The sequence below is a fragment of the Variovorax paradoxus genome, assembly GCF_009498455.1.
In the GTDB taxonomy this organism is placed as follows: Bacteria; Pseudomonadota; Gammaproteobacteria; order Burkholderiales; family Burkholderiaceae_C; genus Variovorax; species Variovorax paradoxus_H.
The window spans coordinates 1,297,621-1,322,889 of sequence record NZ_CP045644.1; the positions used below are offsets into that span (position 1 = coordinate 1,297,621).

18 protein-coding genes are annotated in these 25,269 nt (G+C 67.7%); 3 read left to right on the plus strand and 15 right to left on the minus strand.

Going from position 1 to position 25,269, the window contains the following annotated elements; genetic code table 11:
* Positions 1 to 2 precede the first annotated feature (2 nt).
* Both tssK and tssJ read right to left on the minus strand, forming a co-directional pair.
* Complete coding sequence (tssK, locus tag GFK26_RS05830) at positions 3 to 1,298, minus strand: type VI secretion system baseplate subunit TssK (RefSeq protein ID WP_265590137.1); 1,296 nt, start codon at positions 1,296 to 1,298, stop codon at positions 3 to 5.
* 243 nt (positions 1,299 to 1,541) lie between these two features.
* Positions 1,542 to 2,057, minus strand: coding sequence for a type VI secretion system lipoprotein TssJ (gene tssJ / locus GFK26_RS05835; protein ID WP_153281174.1), 516 nt, complete (start codon positions 2,055 to 2,057; stop codon positions 1,542 to 1,544).
* A gap of 134 nt (positions 2,058 to 2,191) precedes the next feature.
* Between tssJ and GFK26_RS05840 the strand changes: the two genes are divergently transcribed.
* From GFK26_RS05840 to GFK26_RS05850, 3 genes are read left to right on the plus strand one after another with little or no spacing between them, the layout of a single operon-like run.
* The gene (locus GFK26_RS05840) at positions 2,192 to 2,602 is read left to right on the plus strand and encodes a TssQ family T6SS-associated lipoprotein (RefSeq protein WP_153281175.1); all 411 of its coding nucleotides are present in this window, start codon (positions 2,192 to 2,194) and stop codon (positions 2,600 to 2,602) included.
* 55 nt (positions 2,603 to 2,657) lie between these two features.
* Entirely contained in the window at positions 2,658 to 4,562 is a 1,905-nt protein-coding gene (tagH, locus tag GFK26_RS05845; protein WP_153281176.1) for a type VI secretion system-associated FHA domain protein TagH, read from the plus strand.
* Positions 4,555 to 5,370, plus strand: coding sequence for a PP2C family protein-serine/threonine phosphatase (locus tag GFK26_RS05850; protein WP_153281177.1), 816 nt, complete (start codon positions 4,555 to 4,557; stop codon positions 5,368 to 5,370). Before tagH ends, GFK26_RS05850 begins: the two co-directional genes overlap by 8 nt.
* 42 nt (positions 5,371 to 5,412) lie before the next feature.
* Here GFK26_RS05850 and GFK26_RS05855 read toward each other — a convergent pair whose 3' ends face one another.
* From GFK26_RS05855 to GFK26_RS05915, 13 genes are all read right to left on the minus strand, one after another.
* On the minus strand, positions 5,413 to 5,796 hold the full coding sequence (locus GFK26_RS05855) for a DUF4150 domain-containing protein (protein WP_153281178.1): 384 nt from the start codon (positions 5,794 to 5,796) through the stop codon (positions 5,413 to 5,415).
* Between the two features lie 40 nt (positions 5,797 to 5,836).
* The gene (locus GFK26_RS05860; RefSeq protein ID WP_194274034.1) at positions 5,837 to 6,547 is read right to left on the minus strand and encodes a DUF3540 domain-containing protein; all 711 of its coding nucleotides are present in this window, start codon (positions 6,545 to 6,547) and stop codon (positions 5,837 to 5,839) included.
* Positions 6,544 to 7,647 (minus strand): pentapeptide repeat-containing protein, encoded by a 1,104-nt coding sequence (locus tag GFK26_RS05865; protein WP_228121924.1) that lies wholly within the window; start codon positions 7,645 to 7,647, stop codon positions 6,544 to 6,546. Before GFK26_RS05865 ends, GFK26_RS05860 begins: the two co-directional genes overlap by 4 nt.
* A 20-nt stretch (positions 7,648 to 7,667) precedes the next feature.
* Positions 7,668 to 10,334, minus strand: a complete 2,667-nt coding sequence (locus GFK26_RS05870) for a DUF2169 family type VI secretion system accessory protein (RefSeq protein WP_153281179.1) — start codon at positions 10,332 to 10,334, stop codon at positions 7,668 to 7,670.
* Positions 10,331 to 10,774 (minus strand): hypothetical protein, encoded by a 444-nt coding sequence (locus GFK26_RS05875; RefSeq protein ID WP_153281180.1) that lies wholly within the window; start codon positions 10,772 to 10,774, stop codon positions 10,331 to 10,333. The genes GFK26_RS05870 and GFK26_RS05875 overlap by 4 nt, the downstream gene beginning before the upstream one ends.
* 34 nt (positions 10,775 to 10,808) lie before the next feature.
* Positions 10,809 to 13,151, minus strand: a complete 2,343-nt coding sequence (locus GFK26_RS05880) for a type VI secretion system Vgr family protein (protein ID WP_153281181.1) — start codon at positions 13,149 to 13,151, stop codon at positions 10,809 to 10,811.
* Between the two features lie 55 nt (positions 13,152 to 13,206).
* A complete protein-coding gene (locus GFK26_RS05885) occupies positions 13,207 to 15,537 on the minus strand; it encodes a type VI secretion system Vgr family protein (protein ID WP_153281182.1) in 2,331 nt (776 codons plus the stop codon).
* A 15-nt stretch (positions 15,538 to 15,552) separates the two neighbouring features.
* Positions 15,553 to 17,886, minus strand: coding sequence for a type VI secretion system Vgr family protein (locus tag GFK26_RS05890; protein WP_153281183.1), 2,334 nt, complete (start codon positions 17,884 to 17,886; stop codon positions 15,553 to 15,555).
* A gap of 20 nt (positions 17,887 to 17,906) precedes the next feature.
* A complete protein-coding gene (gene tssH / locus GFK26_RS05895; RefSeq protein WP_153281184.1) occupies positions 17,907 to 20,606 on the minus strand; it encodes a type VI secretion system ATPase TssH in 2,700 nt (899 codons plus the stop codon).
* Positions 20,603 to 21,739, minus strand: a complete 1,137-nt coding sequence (tssG, locus tag GFK26_RS05900) for a type VI secretion system baseplate subunit TssG (RefSeq protein WP_153281185.1) — start codon at positions 21,737 to 21,739, stop codon at positions 20,603 to 20,605. The genes tssH and tssG overlap by 4 nt, the downstream gene beginning before the upstream one ends.
* Entirely contained in the window at positions 21,736 to 23,607 is a 1,872-nt protein-coding gene (gene tssF / locus GFK26_RS05905) for a type VI secretion system baseplate subunit TssF (protein WP_153281186.1), read from the minus strand. Before tssF ends, tssG begins: the two co-directional genes overlap by 4 nt.
* 166 nt (positions 23,608 to 23,773) lie before the next feature.
* Positions 23,774 to 24,319 carry a type VI secretion system baseplate subunit TssE gene (gene tssE, locus GFK26_RS05910; RefSeq protein ID WP_153281187.1) on the minus strand — a complete coding sequence of 182 codons (546 nt, stop codon included), beginning with the start codon at positions 24,317 to 24,319 and terminating at the stop codon, positions 23,774 to 23,776.
* On the minus strand, positions 24,316 to 25,191 hold the full coding sequence (locus tag GFK26_RS05915; RefSeq protein WP_153281188.1) for a type VI secretion system accessory protein TagJ: 876 nt from the start codon (positions 25,189 to 25,191) through the stop codon (positions 24,316 to 24,318). The genes tssE and GFK26_RS05915 overlap by 4 nt, the downstream gene beginning before the upstream one ends.
* Positions 25,192 to 25,269 lie beyond the last annotated feature (78 nt).

The window sequence follows — 25,269 nt, forward strand, 5'->3', positions numbered from 1 at the left end:
CCTCACGGACGGATGGCCCAGAACTCCATGGCGAGCCCTGGAAAGTCGCCGGCCAGGTGCATGGCGACGCCGCCCGATTTCTCGAGCTGGCGCCACATGTCGCCGCCCTTGTCGAGTTCGAAGTAGTGGTAGCCCGCGTGGTACGGAATCTGGCGCGGCGCCACCGGCAGCGAGCGCACGACCACGCCGGGCAGCTGCAGCTGCACGAGGTCGCGGATGCGCTCGACCGAGCCGATCTTGACCTGCGTCGGAAAGCGCTGCTGCACCGCATCGGCCGGCAGGTCGGCATGCACCGCGAGCACGAAGGCCGCGTTGCGCACCAGCACCGGGTCGGGCATGCGCCCCACGCGCACGCCGTGGCTGCGCTCTTCCAGTTCGATGGCGATGGCGCTCTGCTCGAGCACCGCCGACAGCGAACGCCGCAGCTCTTCCATCAACGGGCGGATGCTCTCGTTGAGGTTGTCGTGGTCGTACACCGGCCACACCACCGGACGGCGCGTGGGCGAGGTGTGCGTGGCGAGGTCGCAGCCCAGCTTGAGCCAGTCGACGAACAGCGTCTCGGGGTGCACCTGCACCGCCTGCTGCGCATGCCAGGTGAGTGCGAGGTAGCGGTTGACCAGCTCCAGCAGCAGGAAGTCGGAGACCTCGCTCACGCCGCCACGCCCCGGCTGCGACAGCCGCGAGGCCAATGCCTCGGAGCGCTGCGTGAGCAGGCCGTGCAGCTCCGCCGTCATGCTGCGCAGCATCGGGTGCGCCGAGGCATCGAGCACCGGCGGAATGTAGTTGGCATCGACCACCAGCTTGTGGTCGGTGCGCCGCTCGATCACGCGCACCGCACCGATGGCCTGCCACTCGGCCGTGAGCGACGACGCGCGCGCCAGCCGCAGGCGCGGCTTGGCCAGCTGCAGCACCGCGGGGCCGAGCGCCACCGCGTTGCCGTCGGCCACTTCGCGTTCGACCACGCCGAAGCGCGCGGCCGAGCCTTCGTCTTCCGAGAAGATCACCTCTTCGCTGCCGGGCCGGCGCAAGGGCAGTGCCAGCACGATGAGTTCGTCGGTGAGGTCGGTGGGCACGTCGAAGGGCATCGGTGCGTCTTCGAGGCCGAACGAAAACGGCGTGCCGTCGGGCAGCACGCCCGCGCCGGCGAGCAGCGACACGCGGCCGAGCGCGAAGGCATCGCGGTCGATGTCCAGGTGCAGCCATCCCCAGTAGGCACCTTGCATGCCCGCGGTGCGGCGAGTGACGTACTGCTCGACATAGCGCTCCATCTGCTGGAAGTGCTGGGGCCGCAGGTACATGCCTTCGGACCACACCACGCGATTCGCCAATGCCTGAGATTGGGCGCCCTGGACGGCCGCGCCCGCGTTGCGAACTGTCACCAAAGAACCTCCTGGAGTGCTCACACGGAGGCGGGGAATGCGCTGTACAGCGGCTCCCCGCTCGATCTTCTTTCGCGCCTGATGCTACACGGCGCCTCTTGCGTTCTGCACGACTTTTCAGAGGCAGATGCGCCGCACTTTCGTATTAGCGCGCGCTGAAAATTAACGACTTGGTAGCACTTCGAGGCCGCTCTTGCGCACCGCGATACGCACGCCCTGCTCGCTCGGCGAAAACTGCCACACCTTGTAAAGATTCGTTTGCTTGGGCTCCTTCAACGGCAACACGATGCGCCACCGAGCCGCTTCCAGCTTGCGATAACCGGCGATCACGCCGATGGCGCGCGAGTCGAGTCCGGCCTCGCGCTTGAACACGCGTTCCTCGCCGCTGCGCATGATGGCCTGGTCCGCGTTCACGAGTTCGGTCATGAGCGTCTCGCGGTCGCGGTCCTGCAGCGCGAAGTAGTCTGCCGTCTCAAAGTTGCCGGAAGATTTCAGTTCGAAGACCTTCACGAGAATCGGTGCGGCCTGGCCGCGGCCATCGGGATTCACGCCTTCGTCGATGCGCACGGTGATGGCATACGGCGTGGGCATCGACTTCGCTGTCGATGCACAGCCGGCGAGGCCTGCGAGCAACGGCGAGGTTGCCAATGCGCCTTGAATCAAGGTCCGTCGATGCATGAGATCTCCCTGAAAGCTTCGCGATCTATATTATCGAAACCATGCACGCGCACGGTGTGCATTGCGTGCTGTTGCATCACGATGCACGGCACACTGTCTCTCACGCATTGCCTCTCGCGAAGTAGGAGAAAAGATTGAAGTCTTGCCTGCCTGTTCTGTCTTTTGCCTTCACGCTTGCGCTGTTGAGCGGCTGCCAGAGCACCCCCGATGCATCGCAGCAACCCGAACGCCTGAGCCAGCAAGTGGCGCGCACCACGCTCGAACGTGCGCAGCAGGCCTACGATGCGGGCGACTACCCCAAGGCCATCTCGACACTCAAGAGCGGCGGCGTGTCGGTGTTCGACGGGGCCGAGCCCGCGACGCGGCTCGCCGCGCTGAAGCTCGAAGCCTTCAGCTACTGCGTGAACAACCAGATCCCGGAATGCCGCACGCAATTCCGCAAGCTCCTCGATGTGTTCCCGAGCTTCGACCTGAACGTCGCGGAACGCACCCACCCCGTGTGGGGCCCCGCGTTCGAGGCCGCGAAGAAGATGAAGCGCGGATGACACGCGGCCGGCCACGGCCGCGCAGTGCTCATGCCGCGACGAACATGGAGATGCCATGCGCTGGACAGTGATTGAACACGGCGGCACGCCCGTCGCCTCGGGGCCTTCGGCGCTGCTCGCCGCCCCGGGCGGCACCATCGGCCGCAGCCCCGACAACCACCTCGTGCTGCCCGATGAACAGCGGCAGATCTCGCGCCTGCAGGCCACCGTGCGCTTCGACGACGAAGGCGCCGCCGTGGTCCGCAACATGAGCGCGGTGCTGCCCATCAGCGTGAACGGACGCATGCTGCGGCACGAAGAAGAATCGCGCGTCGCGGAAGGCGACCGCGTGACCATCGGCAGCTACGTGCTCCAAGCCGCGAGTGCCGCACAGGCCGCGCCGCCCGCCGTCACCGAAGCACCGATCACCGAACCGATCGGCGAACATCCGGTGGCGCCGATCACGGAGCCGCCGCCTGTGTTGCCCGTGTCCATGTCTGCAGCGCCAGCGCCTTCTTCATCGATCAGCGCGCTGCTGCCTGCCGCCTCGCCGGCGTCCGATGTCTTTGCGGACCTGTTCGGCGAGGGCGCGCTGCCCATCGGCGATGCCCCGCCCGAGAAGACGGTCGCGATGCCCACCTTCGCGCCCCCGCCGGTGAACGCGCCGATGAACGCGCCGGCACCTGCGCCGCTGCCCGCACCGCCGCCACCACCACCACCGCCCCCGTTTTCTTCCGCTGCTGCAGCGGCTCCGGCGGCCATGCCGGCATCCGCGCAGATGCCGTCGGCCGCCGACTGGGACGCCATCCTCGCGAACGCGCCGCGCCGCGTCGGCGATGCGGCGGCGCCGATGCCCGACCCGATGGCGCAGGAGCCCTTCGCCCTGCCCTCGCAGGCGCAGCGCAACCCCGTCGATCCGCTCGCCGAGCTGAACCCGCAGGCGACGCAGGGCCTGTCCGACCTCGCGCTCAAGCGCAGCATGGACCCGCTCTCCTTCTTCGCCGAAGACCGCGATGCGCCCTCGCCGCTGTCCGACCCGCGCCCCACGGCGCTGACGCAGGACAACCCGCTCGATGATGTGCACCCGGCCATGGACCTGATCGCCAGGCCGCCGGCCGCGTCGTCGGGCCACAGCCTGGCGAACCATGCGCGCGAGATGACGTCGCAGTTCAATCCGCCGCAGCCGGTGGCGATCACGCCGTCGGTCGCAACGCCAGAGCCCGTGGAAGAGGTTGCACCGCCGGTGATTGAAGAGCGTGTCGTTGCCGCAGCGCCGGAGATTCCGGTCGCGGTCGCAGAGCCCGTCGTGCCGGATGACGCGCCGCCTGCCTTGCCAGTCGCTGCGCCGGCACCCGCATCGCCCCGCACATCCTCGTCGGGCGACGACCTGTTCAAGGCCTTCCTCGAAGGCGCCGGCGTGCCCGAGATCGCGGGCCAGCAGCCGCTCGATGCCGACGCGATGCGGCACCTCGGCCGGCTGATGCGCGCCTTCACCGACGGCACCATCGAGCTGCTGTCGTCACGCGCCATGCTCAAGCGCGAGGTGCGCGCCGAGATCACCATGATCGTGGACGAAGAGAACAACCCCTTCAAGATTTTGCCCAACGGCCGCGCCGTGCTGATGCAGATGTTCGGCGCGCGCATGCCCGGCTTTCTCACGCCCGAGGCCGCCGTGCACGACGCGCTGGGCGACCTGCAGTCGCACCAGCTCGGCATGGTCGCCGGCATGCGCGCCGCGCTGCTCACGCTGCTGCACCGCTTCGACCCCGGCGGTCTCGACAAGGCCACGCCGCACGACGGCGGGCTCGGCGAGAAGTTTTTGCCCGGCGGGCGCGAAGCGCGGCTGTGGCGCCAGCTGAAACAGCTGCACGCCCACACCACCGCCGCCGTCGAAGACGACTTCCAGGCCGTCTTCGGCCGCGCTTTCCAGCAGGCCTACGACCGCGAGATGGAACGCTTGAAGGAGGCGCGCCGTGCTTGAAGCCACCCGCACCTTCGCCGTGCCCATCTCGACCTCGCAGTTCTCGTGCGTGGGCGAACGCAGCGGCAACCAGGACGCCATCGGTTACCACCTGGACGAACGCAACGCCTGCTTCGTCGTGAGCGACGGCGTCGGCGGCCACGCGGGCGGCGAGCTGGCCTCGCGCATCGTGGTCGACACCGCGCTCAACACCTTCGTCGACCACCCGTCCGTCGCCGCCGACGACATCCGCCATGCCGTGAAAGAGGCCAACGACGCCGTGCTCGCCAAGCAGCGCGAGCTGGCCGACCAGAACCGCATGAGCGCGACCATCGTCTCGCTGTTCGTCGACCGCGCCACCGGCGAAGCCTGCTGGGCTCACGTCGGCGACAGCCGCCTCTACTGGTTCCGCCGCGGCGCGCTCATGCAGCGCACCGAGGACCACAGCCTGTCCGAACGCTCCGGCGAGGCCGCCGCAGGCCAGGGCGCCAACGGCGGCGAGCGCCTGGTGAAGAGCAACCTGCTGTACCGCGCGCTCGGTGCGCGCGCAACGGCGGAGACCTCAGTGTCGACACCGCAGCGGCTCGCCGATGGCGATGCGTTCCTGCTGTGCACCGACGGGCTCTGGCAGCTCATCTCGCAGCAGGTGATGGAGCGATCGCTGCAGCTGGCGGCCAGCGCGGAAGAATGGCTGGCGTTGCTGCGGCGCGCGGCGGAGGCGAAGGCCGATGCGCTGCAGGACAACTACTCGGCGTTGGCGGTGTGGGTGGGGGCGCCGCAGCAGGTGACGCTGGCGGGGGTGGCACGGCCGCCCGCGACGGCCGGTTGAAGCCTGCGCCGCGGCGAGGGCTTCAGCGCCTCGCCGCGCGGTTCAGGCGCACAGATTCACGCTGGTGAGCTGCGGCGGCGTTCCCAGGATGCCGTTGACGTTGCCGCGGTTCTGCTTGGTGAAGCTCGTCACGCGCGTGGCCGGCGAGCCCTTGATCAGGAAGGTGTTCGAGGCGGTGATCTTCTTCGACTGCCCCATGACGCTGGGCACCCGCACGCCGAGCCCGATCCCCGCCGTGTCGCCGAAGGTGAGGGGGATCTTGGTCTTCTTGTTGTGCGCCATCATGCAGGACCAGAAGATGTTCGGCACGTTGGGGATCGCCATCAGGCCCAGCCCGATGTCGATGTGGGGAATGGGAACGGCCGGCGTCTTGCAGACGTCGGGCACGCCGATGTCGAGGCTGGGACCTTGGGCGGCAAAGAACATCTCGGGGCTCCTTTGGAAAGTGATCGGTTGACGGGTGCATTCAGCCCATGTGGATCTGCTTGGCATCCGCCTTGATCAGATCCTTGGCCGTGACCACGGTATTTCTTCCATGCACGCGCGCCATCTCGCTGGCGTTGTAGTCGATCTGGCCCGCATGCACCTGGTCCACGCCCTCGGTCATGCGGAAGGCCGACTTGCTCAGGTGCACGAGGCGGTCGACGATGGCTTCGTAGACGCGGCCGACAACGCGCATGTTCAACACCGTCGCGCGCGCTTCCACGCCCTGGTAGCTCATGTGGCCGACCTGGCATTCGGCCGCCTGCGCGTCCAGGTGCAGTTGCGCGGTGTCCATGCGCAGCGCGCGCGGGCCGCTCAGCTGCAGCTCGCTGGCCGCTTGCACCCTGACCGCACCGCGCTGCGAGGCCAGCGTGAGATCGCCCGCGACCTCGATGTGGGCGACACCTGCATCGGCCTGCTCGGCCACCGCCGTCAGGTAGAGGCGACGCTCGTCGGGACCGCTGACGAGCACGATGTCGCCGATTTCGGGCCGCAACAGGCAGCTGGCGGCGCGCAGGCACCGCAACACATGCCCGTCGCTGTCCACGCTGTGGATGCCGCCGGGCAGGATGGCCGTGACGGTACCCAGCGCATTGACCACACCGCCGCCCTCAGGCCTGGGGCCAGCGGCGGCGCGGGTGCGCATGTCGCGGCGTGCGGGGGGCGCGTCGGAAACTGTGTCTCTGATCGTCATGTTCGGGAATCCTTTTCTGCGGCCTGCCGCGCCGCGCCAGCTTCGCCGCGCCGCCTGGAGGGATCGCGATGGCTCGGTCGGCGCGCGGAGTAGGCCTCGGCCTCGTACAACGCATCCTCCTGGAGCAGCAGGCCGCCGCGGTCGGAGAACAGCGTGCCCTCGAGCACCGCGCGGTGCACCTTGGTGCGCATCAGCGCGGCACCACGAAAATCGGCGCCGCGCAGATCGGCGTAGGAGAAATCGGAATAGGCAAGTTGTGCCTCCGAGAACTGCGCGGCGTTGCAACGTGCGCGGTGGAAGACGCATTGCTCCAGTTGGGCACCCGCCAGATCGGCGCCGTCCAGCCGCGCATCGGCCCAGACGCTCTGGAAGAAATGGCCGCCGTTGAAGGCCACGCCGCCCAGGTCCGCGCCCACGAACACGCTGTGCGCCGCGGCCGCGCGCCGGAACGATCCGCCCTCGATGCGCGCCCCCTTGAAGTTGCACTGGCGCAGCGTCGCTTCGTCGAAGTCGCAGCCGGCGAGGTTGGCATCGGGAAACTGGCACAGGCTGAAGGTCTGCCCACGGAACACCTGTCCCGACAGATCGCACTCGGAAAAGACGCATCGCTCGAAACTGCAGCGCGCGAACACTGCGGAGCGCAGGTCGGCCCGGTAGAAGATGGCGCCGTCGAGCGGCGCGCCGGAGAAATCCGTCCGGTCGAGCCGCGCCCCGTAGAACACCAGCATCTCGGACTTGATGCCGCGCAGCGAAGTCCCGACCAGTTCGCAGTCGGAGATGCCGATCACATCGCCCTCGACACCATCGAAGCGCGCGTGCGCAAGCCGCGTGTTGTAAAAGCTCGTGCCATGCATGGTGGCGCCGTCCATCGCGGCGCCTTCGGCATTCACGCCGTAGAAGTTGCAGCGGTCCAGCACGGCGCGCTCGAGCCTGGCGCGGCCCAGTCCGCAGTCCCCGAAGACGCTGCCCTTGAGAGAGGCGCCCGACAGGTCCGCACCCGTGAAGTCGCTCTCGATGAACATGCCGCCCGACAGGTCCAGGCCGCGCAAATCCATGCCGGCCAGGTTCTGGTTGGCGATCTCCTGCCCGCGCTTGACCATGACCTGCACCTCCTTCGGCGTCATCGCGGGCCCTCCTGCGCCTTGCGCCTGGGCACCGTGACCACGTTGACGGTGTAGGCCTCGTCGAAACGCGTGGTGTCGTCGATCAGGCACCGGGACAGGTCGGCCTGGAACAGGTTGGCCCGGTGGAAATCGGTGGCCACGAGGATGGCCTTGCTGAAGTCGGCCTCGATCAGGCTGGCATCGACCAGCGAAGCGGCGGTGAGATCGGTGCGCACGAAATCGGAACCGTCGGCGTTGGCGCCCCCGAGGCGGGCGCCCCGCATGGAGGCATCGGTGAAGTCGGTGTTGTCGAGCTTCGCATCGCGGAAGTCGGCTTCGTCCAGGCGGATCGACTGCAGGTTGCATTCGATCAGCGTCGCGCCCTGGAAGTCGGCCTTGCGCAAATCGGTCGATCCCACGAAACAGGTCGCGACCAGGCGCGCATCGGAGAAGTCCATCGCATCGGTGCAGTCGGTATCGGTCCAGTCGCAGGTGTCGAGCGTTGCGCCGCAAAAGCGCAGCCCGCCCGCCTGGCATTCGATCCAGTCCACCTTGTGAAAGCTGGCGCCCTCGAAATCCAGGCCGTTCAGACGGGAGCCCTCGGTGAAGCTCAGGTTCCGCAGCTGCGCACGCTCGAAGCCGCAGTTCTCCCACACCACGCCCTCCGCCTCATGGAGATCGAAAAATGTGTCGGCGAATCTGCAGCCGCGCGCGGCCATGCCTTCGAGTTGGGTGGACTCGAAGCGCGCACCGGTGAAATCCGAGTCCTCGCACTGCGCCAGCGCCAGGTTGGCGTCCTTGAGGTTCACTCCCCGCATCGAGGTGCCCGCAAGGCGTGCACGCGCGAGCAGTGCATCCGACAGATCGCCACCATCGAGCCTGCTGCCGCTGAGATCGGCGCACTCCAGCATCGCGCGGTGCCAGCATGCGCCGCGCAGGTCCATGTCGCTGAGATCCGCGCCCGTGAGATCCATGTCGGACAGGTCGCGCGCGCCGGCCATGCGACGCTCGACGTCCATGCGCGTTTCGGCCGACCGCTCCCCGGACATCTTGTCCGCCGCATCCTGGTGTTGTGCCGTGCGGCGGTAGTTCTCGAGCAACTGGCGCGCGGCAGCGTCATGAATCTCGCGCAACTGCGCTATCTGCTCGGGCGTCGGAGAAAACCCGCTGCCCTCGGACTGGGCGACGATGCTTTCGATGCGCGCCCACCTGTCCACCGTCGGCGGGCCCTTCTGTGTCGACGATTCGGTCTGTTGCACCAGGTCCGACGTGTCGAAGCCCGCCTTGCGCGAGTGCACGGCGTTCGCCTTGGCGGCCTCGTCGAGTTCGCGGCGCGCCACCTCGATCTTCTGGCGATGCTCCTCGATGAGCACCTTGCGCTGGGCCATGTAGGCCGGCAGTTCGCGCAGGGTGGGCACCTTCTCCATGAGATCGACGGCGGGCGGCTCCTCCTGCCCGGCCACGCCCAGGCCCGAGGACTTGAACGACACCTTCATGCGCTCGCGCTCGTAGTCGGCGCGCGCCTGCATGTTGCGTCGCATCGGCGATGGCTCGAACTGCGCGTCGAGGTCGGGCCACGGGCCGATGATCGGATCGGGCAGCAACAGGTCGTCGCGCATGCCGTAGAGCGCGCGGTCTTCCGACTCGCTGCGCAGCACCAGCACGTCGCGCCAGCCATCGAGCCCCTGGGGCGGCAGGGCCGCCTCCTCCATGGCGATCATGGCGTGCGTGACGTCCGCCGCGTCGTCCTGTTCGACTTCCACGAAGCCGTGGTAGATCAGGCCCACGCGCTCCAGGTGCGGAAAGAACCAGGCGGTAGTCAGGCGCATCGGCACGTCGTGCAGCGTGCCTTCGTCGAGCTTCACGCTGTTGATGGGGCCGCGCACGACGATGGCACGAGCGCGCCAGTCGGGCAGCCGGCCGTGCTGCACCGTGCGGTCGGGATGCAGGTTCCAGAGTTCGAACTGCGCGCCCGCCAGTTCGCCGTCTTCGCGCCCGAACCATTGGTCCGGCGGCGCGGCATTGAAGAAGGCCCAGTCCATGTCCTTCGCGTAGCCGGGATAGAGATGGTTCTGCCAATGCTCGTCGTACTGGCGGCCCAGCCGGTCCGCGCGCGAGGGCCGCGTGGCCTCGACGGGCCCGAACCCCGCGGGCTGCACGGTCTGGTCGGGCCGCTGCACGCGGGCGCGCGGATCCTCGATGTTCGCAAGGCGCTGCGCCCGGACACCGCCGACCTGCTCGTGCGCCTGCCCGATGCCACCCGGATTCTCGGCAAACCCCGGGCCGCCGAAGGCATGGCCCCAGTCGATGCGCATCGACTCGAAGGGCTGCGGGGCGCTCGGCCTGCCATCGACCCAGAAGCGGTCGCCGAAGACCAGCAGGTCCTTCTGCCGTGCGCCGACGCGGACACGGACCGCGCATTGCGTCTTGTCCTGCTGCTGGCGCGTGTAGGCCGAGCCCGTGACGAGGAATTCCGGATGCAGCTTCGGCATGCCCAGGTCGAACGCGCCGTCGATGCCCACCTCCTCGCCGAAGATCTTCCAGCACTCCTGCTCCGGGATGAGCCGGGCATCGCTGCCCAGGCGATCGGTCATCGCGATGGCGGTCACGGCCAGCCAGTGGCGTCCGTCGTTGGCGAAGGGTCGGGTCAGCATGCCCAGACGCAACGGTTTGATGATTTTCATGCGTCGATCGAGGAGGGAATCTCGAGCTGCGTGCGGTCGCGATCCACCGCGACGCGCAGCGCCGTCGGGCTCTTGGCGTAGACGATGGGCAGCGGGCGGCCACCCGAGAAGTTGGCCAGCAGTTCCTGGTCGATGAAGGTCCGCAGGGTCACGCGATGATGCTCGCCATCCGAATCCGTGAACGTGATCAGCAGCTCCGCAGCCGCCATGTTTGGCGAACCTCCGCGCCAGGTCACCAGGCGGAATCCGGGCCGGGCCAGGGCCAGGATCTGGGCCACCGCGCGCGCGCCCTCGTGGCGCAGCGCCTCCCACTCCTGCTCCTCCGCGACATGCGCCGCCTTGGTCGCGCTGCCGGCGCGAAAGACGCGCGAGCTGCCGAACGTCGACACCATCAGGACCGCAACGCCGAGGACGGCGACCGCTATTTCCAGCCATCTCATGGTCTGCATCCGCCGGGATTCCCTCGTGATGGCTTCATTTCTCGACGTCGAATGCGCTCTTGAAGAACTGCGCCGCTCCGGCCACGATCAACAATGGATCGAGCCAGAAATGGTAGTGACCGAGTTCCTGCCTGCTGACTGCCTGCACCCAGTTGACGGCTGAGACATTCACGAACGCCCCCTTCTGCAGCAGCGTGTTGCGCACCGCCAGCTGGAACTTGGCGGTGTAGGAGTCGGCCGAGCCCGCCACGAACAGGGCCTGGTGGCCGATGCCTTCCTTGACCGCATGGAGCCACCACTTGGCATCCAACGAGTTGACGGTCTTGACCGGCGTGTTCTCGATATCGACGCCGGTCACATTGATCTTGAGGGTACCTGGCACGTGGATCGTATGGCTGCTGCCGGACAGATGAAGAACGGTCGGCGCGAAGATCACTTTCGGCCCGGTCACGGTGGTGAGCTTGGGACCCTGCACCAACGTCATGTCGATCGCGTTCACCACCTCCACCCGGGTTGCACCGGTGATGCGGATGTCCGCCCCGCTGACCAGGCGCAGCACGCTGCCGTTGATCGTCACCAGCACTTCGCCATTGACCGTCTCGGTGATGCCGCCGGTGACCGTGCGCATCTCCCCGCCCGTGATCGTCTCGGTCGCACCGCCCGTGATCGTGCGTTGCTCGCCGCCCGCCACCGTCTCGGTCGCGCCGCCCGTCACCGTGCGCTCTTCGCCGCCGTCGATCGTCTCCACCGCACCGGCGGTGATGTGCCGCTCCTCGCCCGCCTCGTAGGTTGCCGACTCGTGCCCCTTGATCAGCGTCGTGCGCGTTTTGTCGGTCGTGTGCGTCTCGTCGCCCTCCACCTCCACGTCGAGGTTGCGCTCGGCGTGCAGCAGAACCTGCTCGGCGCCCCTCTTGTCTTCGAACACGAAGGCGTTCGCGTTCGCGGGCGAGCCGCCCTTGGTTGAACGCGACACGATGCCGCTCTGGATGGCCTCGCCCGGCAGGTCGAACGGCGGCATCTGGTCGGCGTTGTAGACACGGCCGACGATGAGGGGACGGTCGACACGGCCCGCGATGAAATCGACCACCACCTCCTGCCCGATGCGCGGCACGTGCACGGTGCCGTAGCCATCGCCCGCCCAGGCCTGCGAGACGCGCACCCAGGCTGAACTGTTTTCATTGCGCTGGCCTTCGCGGTCCCAGTGAAACTGGACCTTCACGCGGCCGTATTCGTCCGTCCAGATCTCCTCGCCCTCGGGGCCCACCACCGTCGCGGTCTGCGGCCCGCTCGTGCGCGGCATCTGCGTCTGTCGCGGTGCGCGGTAGGGGTTGTCCGCAGGCTGCGCGACGAAATCGAAGCCGTACATGCCCGATGCGCTGCCGGTGGCATACCCACCCTCGCGCAGCATGTAGGCAACCGAGACGATCAGGTGCTCGCGGTTGTCGTCCTCGCGCGGCGCGTTGCGCATGGTGAACCTGGCGCCCGGCGCCATGCCGCGCACCGTGGCATGGCCGGTGCTGCGCGAGGCCAGCGACTGCGCCTCTTCCAGCCGCACGCGTGCATAGTGCTCGGCCTGTCCGGCATCGACGTACTCGCCGAGCCACTCGTGCATGTCGTAGCCGGCGTTGTCATGCGCGCGCGGCTGGCTGCGCGTGCTGCCGAGGTCGCTCTTTGGCGTGGTGAAGTTGAAGTCGTTCACCGCGTAGCTGCCCGTGCGAACCTCCTCGGTCACCTGCCAGTCGTCGATGACCTCCATGTCCTCGCGGATGTCGCGGTCGGCCGCGAAGTAGTCGATGGTCTCGTAGCCCGGCATCGGCTCGTGGGCCCCCGCATCGTCGGCCAGCACCAGTGTATGGCGGCCCTTCTCGTGCTTGAAGTAATAGTAGATGCCCTCCAGCTCCATCAGTCGGCTCACGAAGTCGAGGTCGCTCTCGTTGTATTGCGCACAGTACGCCCACTGCCGGTAGCTGCCGCTCAACTTCTTCTCGAACGCAAAGCCGTAGGCGCCGAACACATCTTCGAGGATGTCCACGACCGACTTGTTCTGGAAGATCCTGCTGCCGCTCGAGAACGATAGATACCAAAGCCAGGGGCGCAATACGGCGCGATAGATCGTGTATCGCGAAGTCCCGCCTTCCCGGCCCACCTTTGAAAAACGCACCACCTGGCCGTCAAGGAAGCGCGGGGCGCCGACTGCGGTCTTGATCTCCAGCGACAACGGTTTTCCGAGAAGCGACTTCGGATCGATCGCCACGTCTGTGCTGAGCAATTCGACCTCGAACTCGTAGGGCCGCGACAGGCGCTCGATGCCTTGCATCGAGCGCAGCAGCAGCTGATCTTCGCCCAGTGGAGTGTGGGTCTTCACGATGCGGTCCATGGGCTCGGAAACTCCTGATGGGTGGATGTGCAAGGCCGGCTGCGATGCAGCAGGATCATTTCTTCTTCGTCATGTAGACGCACGACAGGTGCAGCTTGCAAATGCCGATGTTCAGTCCCTTCTTCTTCGAACTGCGCGCCGAGGTCTCGAACTTGACCGGCGCATCGAGCAGGAAGTTCGTCGCCCTGTTGGTGAACCATCCGTTGATTTGCGTGTTGATTCCGCAGGCCTGCAACTTGAGGCCGTAGAAATCGGTTGCGAGAACGATCGCCCGCACGGTCTGGTTGGACCAACGCAGGAAATCGCACTTGAGCCACGTCTCATCGGCGACGTTGAGGATCGTATGGGGCGACCGGGTGATGCTTACCGTCGCCTTGATCGTGTAGGTGCTCGTGGTGTCGAGGTGCTGCGTCGTGTGATAGATGATCAGCGGCGCCACCACGACCTTCGGACCGGTGACCGAGGTGCAGTCGGTCCCGTTCACCTGCTTGAGATCCATCGCATGGACCGTCTCGATGCGCCCACTGCCGGTGATGCGCAGATCCGAGCCACTCAGGAGCCGGATGCTGCCTCCGTTCACCGTCAGCATCACGCCGCCATTGACCGTCTCGGTGATGCCGCCGGTGACCGTGCGCGTCTCCCCGCCCGTGATGGTCTCGATCGCCCCGCCCGTGATCGTGCGTTGCTCGCCGCCCGCCACCGTCTCGGTCGCACCGCCCGTCACCGTGCGCTCCTCGCCGCCGTCGATCGTCTCCACCGCACCGGCGGTGATGTGCCGCTCCTCGCCCGCCTCGTAGGTTGCCGACTCGTGCCCCTTGATCAGCGTCGTGCGCGTTTTGTCGGTCGTGTGCGTCTCGTCGCCTTCCACCTCCACATCGAGGTTGCGCTCGGCGTGCAGCAGGACCTGCTCGGCGCCCCTCTTGTCCTCGAACACGAAGGCGTTCGCGTTCGCACTTGACCCGCCCTTGCTCGAACGCGTGACGATGCCGCTCTTGGTCGCCTCGCCCGGCAACGAGAACGGTGGCATCTGGTCGGCGTTGTACACGCGCCCCACGATCACCGGCCGGTCGATGCGGCCGCCGATGAAGTCCACCACCACCTCCTGGCCGATGCGCGGCGTGAACACACCGCCGAAGCGCTCGCCCGCCCAGATGTGCGACACGCGCACGAAGCGCGAGCTGTTCTCGTTGCGCTGGCCCACGCGGTCCCAGTGAAATTGCACCTTCACACGCCCATATTCGTCGGTCCAGATCTCTTCGCCCTCGGGCCCCACCACGGTCGCCGTCTGCGGCCCGCTCGTGCGCGGCACCGGTGTGTGCCGCTGCGCCCGGAACGCCTGCGCGCTGGGCTGCACCACGAAGTCGAAGTTGTATTCCCCCGGCGCCGCACCGCTCGCATAGCCGCCCTCGCGCAGCGCGTAGTCGACAGCCACCACAAGGTACTCTCGGTTGTCGTCCGATCGCGGCGCGTTGCGCATCGTGAAGGTGCCGCCCGGCGCCAGGCCGCGCACGGTCGCGCGGCCCACGCTGCGCTGCGCCAGCGCCTGCGACTCTTCCAGCCGCACGCGCGCGTAATGCTCGCCGTCTCCGGCTTGCGGGTAGTCGCCCAGCCACTCGTACATCTCGTAGTCGCCGTTGTCGTGCCCGCGCGGCTGGCTGCGCACATTCACCAGGTCGCCCTTGGGCGTGGTGAAGTTGAAGTCGTCCACCGTGTAGCGGCCCGAGCGAACCTCCTCGCTGGGCTGCCACTCGCGGATGACCTCCAGGTCTTCGCCGATGTCGCGGTCCGCCGCGAAGTGGTCGATGGTCTCGTAGCCCGGCATCGCCTCGTGCGCGGCGATGTCGTCCGCCAGCACCAGCGTGTGCTGGTTCTTCTCGTGCTTGAAGTAGTAGTAGATGCCTTCGAGCTCCATCAGCCGGCTCACGAACGCGAAGTCGCTCTCGTTGTACTGCACGCAGTACTCCCACTGCCGATAGCTGTTGCTGAGCTTCTTCTCGAACGCGAAACCGTAGTCGCCGAACACCTCTTCCAGGATCTCCACCACGCTCTTGTTCTGGAAGATCTTGTTGTCGCTCGAGCGCGTGAGGTACCACAGCCACGGGCGCACCGTCGCCCGGTACACGGTATAGCGCGGCGTGTCGCCTTCGCGTCCGATCATCGAGAAGCGCACCACCTGGCCGTTCAAAAAGCGCGGCTGCGCTGTCGCCGTCAGGATCTCCAGCGCCAGCGGCTTGCCCAGCACCGACTTCAGATCGATCGACGCGCTCGGGCTCAGCAGGTCCACCTCGAACTCGAACAGCTGCGACAAACCCTCGCTGCCATGCATCGAACGAAACTTCAGCCGGTCTTCGCCCAAGGGGGTGTGCGCCTTCACGATCCTGGTCATCACCGCCATCCTTTTTCAGTTCGTCTTGACAAAGATCGTTCCCTTTACCGCCCTCATTCCATGGGTCTTGCGCTCCTTCAGGAACTGTCCGAACTTCAACCAGCCGACCTGGTACTTGTTCATCGTCTGGATCTCGGTCTTCGCGGCGAGGTTGACGAAGATGCCATTGACGGACAAGAACCACTTGCTCACCATCAGCTTCATGCCGTAGATGTCGAACGCCACGTTGTGCGTCCCGCCCTGCCACACTTCGATGTCGTAGCGCGTCCAGCGCCAGTGGCTGTGCTCCTGGATGTGGAGCGTCTGCGTGGGCTTGTTGTGGATCACCACCTTGGCGTTGACGATGTAGTTGACGGTGTTGATCGTGTAGGTGTCGGCGTAGTGGATGATGAACGGCGCGAACACGATCTTGGGGCCGGTCACGGTGGTGATGTTCGGCCCCATCACCACCTTGGCGTCGATCGCGTTGACGATCTCGATACGCCCTGCACCAACGATCCGGATGTCGGTGCCACTGAGAAGCCGCACCACCGTGCCGTTCACCGTCAGCGTCACGCCGCCATTGACCGTCTCGGTGATGCCGCCGGTGACCGTGCGCATCTCCCCGCCCGTGATCGTCTCGGTCGCCCCGCCCGCGATCGTGCGTTGCTCGCCGCCTGCCACCGTCTCGGTCGCGCCGCCCGTCACCGTGCGCTCCTCGCCGCCGTCGATCGTCTCCACCGCACCGGCGGTGATGTGCCGCTCCTCGCCCGCCTCGTAGGTTGCCGACTCGTGCCCCTTGATCAGCGTCGTGCGCGTTTTGTCGGTCGTGTGCGTCTCGTCGCCTTCCACCTCCACATCGAGGTTGCGCTCGGCGTGCAGCAGGACCTGCTCGGCGCCCCTCTTGTCCTCGAACACGAAGGCGTTCGCGTTCGCACTTGACCCGCCCTTGCTCGAACGCGTGACGATGCCGCTCTTGGTCGCCTCGCCCGGCAACGAGAACGGTGGCATCTGGTCGGCGTTGTACACGCGCCCCACGATCACCGGCCGGTCGATGCGGCCGCCGATGAAGTCCACCACCACCTCCTGGCCGATGCGCGGCGTGAACACACCGCCGAAGCGCTCGCCCGCCCAGATGTGCGACACGCGCACGAAGCGCGAGCTGTTCTCGTTGCGCTGGCCCACGCGGTCCCAGTGAAATTGCACCTTCACACGCCCATATTCGTCGGTCCAGATCTCTTCGCCCTCGGGCCCCACCACGGTCGCCGTCTGCGGCCCGCTCGTGCGCGGCACCGGCGTGTGCCGCTGTGCCCGGAACGCCTGCGCGCTGGGCTGCACCACGAAGTCGAAGTTGTATTCCCCCGGCGCCGCACCGCTCGCATAGCCGCCCTCGCGCAGCGCGTAGTCGACAGCCACCACAAGGTACTCTCGGTTGTCGTCCGATCGCGGCGCGTTGCGCATCGTGAAGGTGCCGCCCGGCGCCAGGCCGCGCACGGTCGCGCGGCCCACGCTGCGCTGCGCCAGCGCCTGCGACTCTTCCAGCCGCACGCGCGCGTAATGCTCGCCGTCTCCGGCTTGCGGGTAGTCGCCCAGCCACTCGTACATCTCGTAGTCGCCGTTGTCGTGCCCGCGCGGCTGGCTACGCACATTCACCAGGTCGCCCTTGGGCGTGGTGAAGTTGAAGTCGTCCACCGTGTAGCGGCCCGAGCGAACCTCCTCGCTGGGCTGCCACTCGCGGATGACCTCCAGGTCTTCGCCGATGTCGCGGTCCGCCGCGAAGTGGTCGATGGTCTCGTAGCCCGGCATCGCCTCGTGCGCGGCGATGTCGTCCGCCAGCACCAGCGTGTGCTGGTTCTTCTCGTGCTTGAAGTAGTAGTAGATGCCTTCGAGCTCCATCAGCCGGCTCACGAACGCGAAGTCGCTCTCGTTGTACTGCACGCAGTACTCCCACTGCCGATAGCTGTTGCTGAGCTTCTTCTCGAACGCGAAACCGTAGTCGCCGAACACCTCTTCCAGGATCTCCACCACGCTCTTGTTCTGGAAGATCTTGTTGTCGCTCGAGCGCGTGAGGTACCACAGCCACGGGCGCACCGTCGCCCGGTACACGGTATAGCGCGGCGTGTCGCCTTCGCGTCCGATCATCGAGAAGCGCACCACCTGGCCGTTCAAAAAGCGCGGCTGCGCTGTCGCCGTCAGGATCTCCAGCGCCAGCGGCTTGCCCAGCACCGACTTCAGATCGATCGACGCGCTCGGGCTCAGCAGGTCCACCTCGAACTCGAACAGCTGCGACAAACCCTCGCTGCCATGCATCGAACGAAACTTCAGCCGGTCTTCACCCAGCGATGTATGGGCGCGCACGATCCTGGTCACGAAGGTGTCTCCTTGTCTTTCTACGCTTCGGAAAACTCGTACGTGAAGTCGTCGCCTGCTGCGCCCAGCTGCACGCCGGCGAGCTTGCGCGCACTGACGGTGGCGCCGATGACTTCTTCGCTCAGTCGGGGCAGGATGGTGTGCGTGAGGATCGCGTCGATCATCCGTCCACCCGACTCTATGGCCGTGCAGCGGCGTGCGACAAGCGCGACGGCGCTGTCGTTGTAAGCCAATGCAATGCCGTGGTTGGCCTGCAGGCGCGCCGCGATGCGGTCCAGCTGCAGGCGAATGATCCGGTGCAGCGCATCGGCCTGCAGCGGGTAGTAAGGCACGACCACGAGCCGCCCGAGCAGCGCGGGCGCAAACACCTTCAGCAGCGGCTCGCGCAGCGCGGCGGCCAGCGGCTCGGGGTCGGGGCGCAACGTCGGGTCTTCGCACAGCTGCATGACGAGGTCGGTGCCGACGTTCGACGTCATGATGATCACGGTGTTGCGGAAGTCGATGTGGCGGCCTTCGCCGTCTTCCATCCAGCCCTTGTCGAAGACCTGGAAGAAGATCTCGTGCACGTCGGGGTGCGCCTTCTCGATCTCGTCGAGCAGCACCACGCTGTAAGGCCGGCGGCGCACGGCCTCGGTGAGCACGCCGCCTTCGCCATAGCCCACGTAGCCGGGCGGTGCGCCCTTGAGCGTGGAGACGGTGTGCGACTCCTGGAACTCGCTCATGTTGATGGTGACGAGGTTCTGCTCGCCGCCGTACAGCGCCTCGGACAGCGCGAGGGCGGTCTCGGTCTTGCCGACGCCCGAGGGGCCACACAGCAGGAACACGCCGACGGGCTTGTTGGGGTTGTCCAGCCGCGCACGCGCGGTGCGGATGCGCCGCGAGATGGTCTCCAGCGCATCGGGCTGCGCGACCACGCGGGCCGACAGAATCTCGCCGAGCCGCAGCACCGACTGCGCATCGTCGCGCACCATGCGGCCGATGGGAATGCCGGTCCAGTCCGCAACCACCGTGGCGACGGCCTGCGCATCGACGGCTGCGAGGATGAGCGGTGTCTCGCCTTGCAGCTGCACGAGCTGGTCTTGTGCCTCGTCGAGTTCGGCGCGAATTTCTTCGGGTGTCCTTTCGGGCTCGGCGGGCGCTTCTTCTTCGTTGTGGTCTTCGACCTCAGCCTGCACCGGCACCGCCGCAGGCGACAACAGCTTGCGCAACGCAACGATGCGCTCGACCAGCGCGGCCTCTTCCACGCGCCGCTGCTCCAGCAGTTCGAGTTCGGCCTGCGCCGCCGCCACTTGCGCCGCGATATCTTCGACGCGCTGGTGCTCGCCGACACCGATCGCCGCCTCGCGTCCCGCGATGCCCGACTCGATGCCGAGCACCTCGATGCGCCGCTTCAGATCTTCGAGCGCTGCGGGCAGGGCATGCTGGCTCAGCGCCACGCGCGCACATGCCGTGTCGAGCAGGCTCACGGCCTTGTCGGGCAACTGGCGCGCGGGAATGTAGCGGTGCGACAGGCTCACGGCCGCTTCGAGCGCGGCATCGAGGATGAGCACGCCGTGGTGTTTTTCCAGCTCGGCCGAAATTCCGCGCAGCATGACCACGGCCTTCGGCTCGGTGGGCTCGTGCACCTGGATGGTCTGGAAGCGCCGCGTGAGCGCCGGGTCTTTCTCGATGTACTTCTTGTACTCCGACCACGTCGTGGCGCCGATGGTGCGCAGCCGCCCGCGTGCAAGCGCGGGCTTGAGCAGGTTCGCCGCGTCGCCGGTGCCGGCGGTGCCGCCCGCGCCCACCAGCGTGTGCACTTCGTCGACGAACAGCACGATGGGCTTGGGGCTTTTCTCGACCTCGTCGATCACCTGCCGCAGCCGCTGCTCGAACTCGCCCTTCACGCCCGCGCCGGCCTGCAGCAGCGTGGGGTCGAGCACCCACAGCGACACGTCCTTCAGCGAGGGCGGTACGTCGCCTGCGGCCAGGCGCGAGGCCAGGCCTTCGACCACGGCGGTCTTGCCGACACCGGCCTCGCCGGTGAGCAGCGGGTTGTTCTGGCGGCGGCGCATGAGGATGTCGACGATCTGGCGGATCTCGTCGTCGCGGCCGTACACGGGGTCGAGCTCGCCCGCGCGCGCCTTGGCCGTGAGGTCGCTCGCGTACTTGGCGAGCGCCGAGCCGCCGGCGGCGGGCGCATCGCCCTGGTGCTGCGCCACGGGCGCGCCCGTGCCCGCCTCCGACGCGGCGTCGTAGTCGTCTTCCGGCGAGCCTTCGGTCCATGCCGCGAGCTGCGCGACGAGCACGTCGGGCACGAGCTTGTCGAACTCGCGCGAGATGCCCGAGAGCACCTGGCGCAGGCCCGGCGTCTTCACGATGCCCGCGAGCAGGTAGGCGCCGCGGATCGACGTGGCTTCGAAGCGCAGGCTCGCGTACACCCACGCGCGCTCGACGGCGTGGTCGACGTGCTCGGAGATATCGCTGATCGAGGTGGCACCGTGCGGCAGGCGGTCGAGCGCGCGCACGAGGTCCTGCTCGACCGCATCGAGGTTGAGCCCCGCGCGCTTGACGATGCGCAGCAGGTCGCTGTCCTGCAGCTGCAGGATCTGGTGCAGCCAGTGCACGAGTTCAACGTAGGCATTGCCGCGCAGCTTGGCGAACGCAGTGGCAGTCTCCAATGCCTTGTAGAGCATCGGATTCAGTTTGGAGAAAAGAGAGACGCGGCGGATGTCGGTCATGAAGTAGCCGGTGCGTTGCGGGAAAAGAGCGCCTCGGGCTGGAACACCATGTCGCCGGCATCGGTGTCGGACAGGCGCGTGCCGAGCCAGCTGCCCCAGCCCAGGCGCTGGTCGCTGCTCAGCCGCATGCCGCGCGCCTCGGGCTTGCTGAGCACCAGCCGCAGCTCCCAGGCGAATTCGATGCCGACGTACTGGCGCACCCAGTCGACCACCTGCCGCAGCCGCGGGCTGCCCGGCAGGAACTCGCGGAACTGCTGTTGCGACAGCGGGCCGAGTTCGAGCCGGAACTTGCTCTGCGCATCGCGCACCGCCAGGCCGATGGTGGCGCCGCTGCCGAGCCGGTGGTTGCGCCCGAGCAGGCCGATGCGGCTGACCTGGCGCTCGTCGATGCGCACCCAGTCGCTCACGAACTCGACCACGCGCACGGGCACGTCGAAGTACAGGCGCAGGATCTGGATCAGCCCTTCGGGGTTGCGCGTCTGGCGCACCAGGTGGCCCGCCATGTGGGTGCGCGCGTGGTCGGCGATGCGGTCGCGCGCCTTCAGGCCGGGCTGCCCCATGTTCATGAGGCTGGCCACGTAGTCGACGAAGCGGTGGCCGTCGGGACGGTCGAGGCTGTTGACCGACTGCGCATCGGCCCAGGCGCGGTAGAACAGCAGGATCAGCCGGTGATGGAACAGGTCGGCGAACGCGCTGAGCGTGTTGTCGGCATGGTGGCGCTTGCGCTCGCGTGCGTACTCGGTCAGGTGCAGCGGCAGCGGGCCGTTGGGACCGAACAGACCGAAGCCGTAGATCGAGATGCGCGGTGCGCCGTCGTGGTCGACCTCGACGCCTGACACGTTCGACGGCGCAAAGGCCATCGAGGGCTCCTGCCCCAGCCGCAGCGGCTCGTCGAGCGGGCGCGGCGCGCGACCCAGCAGCGGATGGTCGCCCTGCGCGTCGAGCCGGCGCAACAGCATGAACAGGTCGTGCTCGAAGGGCTGCTCGACGAGCTGGGCCCACAGCACAGGGTCGGCCTCGGGCACGCCGCGGCGCGGTGCGGCTTTCGCCTTCGCTTTCGTGCGGGCCCGCGCCTCGGCCTCTGCCGGCAGCACGCGCGGCATCGTGTCGTCGGTGAGGCCGGTCGTGCTCATACGGCGGGGCGGCGTCCCACGCGCGGGGTCCAGCGTGCAATCTCGCCGCGCTGCAAACTGGACAGCGCGAACTCGGTGAACGCATTGAGCGACACGTGCCGACTGAAGAACTGCTCCAGCACGGCACCGAACAGGTACGGGCTCGCGCCCGAGAACGCGACCTCGTCGATCTGCAGCGCAATCTCCACGCCGCGCCCGAACACAATCGGGCCCGGCTCGGGCAGGCGGCGGAACACCGGCGCCAGCGCCATCGAGCGCACGCCCTGGATCTGCCGGCGCACGGCCGGGTCGGCGAGGTTGCCGTACAGGTCGAGCATCTCGCGCAGCGCGGCAGCGCCCTGCGTGGCATCGACGTCGGTCAGGCTCAGGTAGTTGAGCCCCAGGTGACTGATGAGGCGCCACGTGAGCGCACCCTCGGCCAGCGCCGGGTACGGCCGCGACGGGCCGCGCAATATGCGCACGCCGCGCACGGGCGCCGACACGCGCAGCGTGAAATCGGACTCCAGCCCGGTGGGCAGCAGCAGCGGCAGGTCGCGGTTGGTGCACAGCGCATCGAGGGTGATGTGGCGCAGGCTGTGCGGGAACGGCGCGTCGTGCTGGTCGACCAGCGACACGTACACCTCGCTGCCGGTGTAGCTGGTGCGTGTGCCCTGCGCACGCGCGCGGTCGGACACGAGGCGCGGCTCGCGGCGCAGCGAGAAGTAGGCGCCGAAGTCGCCGTCGTCGGATGCGAACGAACCGAGGAAGGGCCGGAACTCGCGCTCCTCCGAGCCGTTGGCCATGTGGCCTGTGACGCGCTCGACGGTGAAGATCTCGAAGTCGCGCGGGCGCGTGCGGTCGATCACCGCGTGGTGCTCGTGCTGGCCCGGCCCGACCGGGATGCGGTCGCTGCGGCGCGGCACGAGGTTGATGATGGGCGTGCAGAACAGCGAGAAGTGCTTGGCGTCGACGAGCCGCTCCAGGTCGGCGTCGGCGCGGTCGAGCAGGATCACGATCTCCATCGTGGTGCCGCCGATGGCCGAGGCCGCCGCGCGGAGGTGCTTCACGCTGAAGAACAGGTAGCGCTCGGGAAAGGCGAAGTACTCGTGCAGCAGGCGGTAGCCCTGGAACGAGCGCGCGTCGTAGGGCAGCAGCGACTGCTCGGGGTCGAAGCCCTCGTGGCGGATCGCCTCGTCGCCCAGCGGCACGATGCGCGCCGTGCTGCCGGGGCCCGCGCGGCACACGGTGGCCACGCTGTGGTGAGCAACCAGTTCGAGCACGCGCAGCGCATGCAGCTCCGCGCCCGAGAGAAAGAACTCGAGCCGATCGAGCGGCATCTCGGCAAAGCGCGCGCCGCCCACGGCTTCGAGCTTGATGGTGATGGCGCTCTTCGCCTGGCGCGCCGCCATCGGCAGCGCATGCGCAACCTCGGCCGGCACGGGGCCGAGGCTGGCATCGGCGATCCTGATCGGCCACAGCGTGACGGCGTGGCCCGTGCGGAACTCGCAGGCCGTCTGCTCGCCCTTGATCATGCGACCGCGCAAGAGCGTGTGGCGCGGCAGCTCGTAGCCCGCCTTCAGCGAGCCTTCGTTGAGGTTGCCGTCGATCTGCACCACGGCCATGGCCGGCAATGGCGCAAGGAAGTTGGGGTACACGACCTCGAGCAGGCGCTGCGAGAAGCGCGGAAACTCCGCGTCCATCTTGAGCTGGATGCGCGCCGTGAGAAAGCTGAAGCCTTCGAGCAGGCGCTCCACGTAGGGGTCGCTGACCTCAATGCCGCGCATGCCCAGGCGGCCCGCGATCTTCGGGTAACGCTGCGCGAACTCGGCCCCGAGCTCGTGCATGTAGGTGAGCTCGCGGTTGTAGTAGTCGAGAAGCTTCGCGTCCATCAGTGGCCCCGCGCTTCGTCTTGTCCCCTCTCCCTTTGGGAGAGGGTTAGGGTGAGGGCAGCGGCCTCGACGACGCCGCCACCCGTTGCAAGGCCGTCTGCCCTCACCCCCGCCCTCTCCCAGAGGGAGAGGGAGTCAATCCGGGGAGCGCGCGCAGAGTTCTGCATCACAGCCCTCCCGTCGGCCGCAGCACCATGTGCCCGCTTTCCAGGTCCAGCTCCGAACGGAGGATGAACTCGATCGGGTACGGCACCGACCACAGCGTGCCGCGGATCTCCAGCGCGAGCAGGTTGTGGTGCTCCAGGTCGGTCGCATCGGTCACGCAGCGCACGTCGATGCTGTCCTTCATGATGCGCGGCTCGAAGTCGATGATGGCCGCGCGGATGGCGGCTTCGACGTCGGCGAAGTCGACCTCCGACATGCGCCCGCCGGCCCAGCCGCGCACGCCGTAGTTCACCACCGAGCCGCGCGCGCGCGGCATGCCGTTGATGCGGTGGTCGGCGCCGAAGTTGGTGGTGTTGAGCAGCCACTGCAGGTCACGCAGCACGGAGTCGCGCAGCAGCTTGCCGCTCATGAGGAAGGCGCCCGCGCGCTCCTGCCCGTTCTGCGGCGCCTTGTCGGTGAGGCGGTCGAGCAGCACCGGTTGCAGGCGGTCGCGCGCGACGCTCTCTTGTGCATCGCCGTCGAGGTCGGTGGTGATGGCGGGGCTCATGGGGCCGGGCCTTCCGGTGCTGCGGCTTCGAATTCGATGCGCCGCAGGTCGAGCAGCGAGTGATCGCCAGCCTCGCTGATCAGCGTGCGCTGGCCGATGCCCGCGAACTGGTCGTCGCCCGCGAGCGGCTGCCAGTCGGTGCGGCGGCCCAGCGCGGTCTCGTCGTCGAGGCTGTCGAGCGCGCCCGGGTAGCGCACGGGCACGAGGGCGCTGAGGCCGCGGCCGTCGTGCAGTTCGATCTCGGCCGGCGCCCACAGCAGGTCGACCAGATGCTGCGGGCGCGAGAACTTGATGCGGCGCACCGCGGGCAGCGGCAGCCACGCATAGCCCGAAGGCGTGAACAGTTCGAGCACGGCGCCGATGCGCGCGTCGCCGTCACACAGCCAGGCGAAGTCGCTGTGGGCCGCGGGCTCGCCGTCGAGCGCCTGCACGCCGCGCGCGTCGGAGCGGTCGATGGTGGTCAGCGTGCCTTGCAGCGCGGGCGCTGCGTCGCGTGCCGCCTCGCGCAGTGCCGCGGCCTCGTCGGCACGATCAGCGGGCAACACGGCGGCACCGAGCAGTTGCTCGACCCAGTCGGCATTGCCCGAGACGATGGCCGGCGTGCGTCCGCCGCCGGCCCAGAAGTCGCTGCGCGCTTGCTCACCCCTGAGAGCCATCGCGCAGGTGACGCTGGCCGGCGTGAACGTGGGGTCGAGCTTCGTCGCGAGCTTGAGCTGGTCTTCGGCCCGCTGCCATTCGCCGCGCAGCGCGAGGAAGTGGCACAGGGCAAGGCGCAGGCCGGCGTTCTGGGGACTGGCGCGGATCTGCCGCTGTACCCATTCGGTGTGCTCGGCCACGGAGCGCTCGCCCAGCACTGCAAACCCATCGCCCATGAAACTTCCCCGTTGACTGGCTGAAAGGTGAAAGGCGGCGCGCCGCGAAGGGCCGCCGCAGGAGACAGACAAACGGCT

Coding starts and splice junctions, on each gene's coding strand:
- tssK (WP_265590137.1), bottom strand. CDS start 1,298: ATGTACCTGCGGCCCCAGCACTTCCAGCAGATGGAGCGCTATGTCGAG.
- tssJ (WP_153281174.1), bottom strand. CDS start 2,057: ATGCATCGACGGACCTTGATTCAAGGCGCATTGGCAACCTCGCCGTTG.
- tagH (WP_153281176.1), top strand. CDS start 2,658: ATGCGCTGGACAGTGATTGAACACGGCGGCACGCCCGTCGCCTCGGGG.
- GFK26_RS05855 (WP_153281178.1), bottom strand. CDS start 5,796: ATGTTCTTTGCCGCCCAAGGTCCCAGCCTCGACATCGGCGTGCCCGAC.
- GFK26_RS05860 (WP_194274034.1), bottom strand. CDS start 6,547: ATGACGATCAGAGACACAGTTTCCGACGCGCCCCCCGCACGCCGCGAC.
- GFK26_RS05865 (WP_228121924.1), bottom strand. CDS start 7,647: ATGGTCAAGCGCGGGCAGGAGATCGCCAACCAGAACCTGGCCGGCATG.
- GFK26_RS05870 (WP_153281179.1), bottom strand. CDS start 10,334: ATGAAAATCATCAAACCGTTGCGTCTGGGCATGCTGACCCGACCCTTC.
- GFK26_RS05875 (WP_153281180.1), bottom strand. CDS start 10,774: ATGAGATGGCTGGAAATAGCGGTCGCCGTCCTCGGCGTTGCGGTCCTG.
- GFK26_RS05880 (WP_153281181.1), bottom strand. CDS start 13,151: ATGGACCGCATCGTGAAGACCCACACTCCACTGGGCGAAGATCAGCTG.
- GFK26_RS05885 (WP_153281182.1), bottom strand. CDS start 15,537: ATGACCAGGATCGTGAAGGCGCACACCCCCTTGGGCGAAGACCGGCTG.
- tssH (WP_153281184.1), bottom strand. CDS start 20,606: ATGACCGACATCCGCCGCGTCTCTCTTTTCTCCAAACTGAATCCGATG.
- tssG (WP_153281185.1), bottom strand. CDS start 21,739: ATGAGCACGACCGGCCTCACCGACGACACGATGCCGCGCGTGCTGCCG.
- tssF (WP_153281186.1), bottom strand. CDS start 23,607: ATGGACGCGAAGCTTCTCGACTACTACAACCGCGAGCTCACCTACATG.
- tssE (WP_153281187.1), bottom strand. CDS start 24,319: ATGAGCCCCGCCATCACCACCGACCTCGACGGCGATGCACAAGAGAGC.
- GFK26_RS05915 (WP_153281188.1), bottom strand. CDS start 25,191: ATGGGCGATGGGTTTGCAGTGCTGGGCGAGCGCTCCGTGGCCGAGCAC.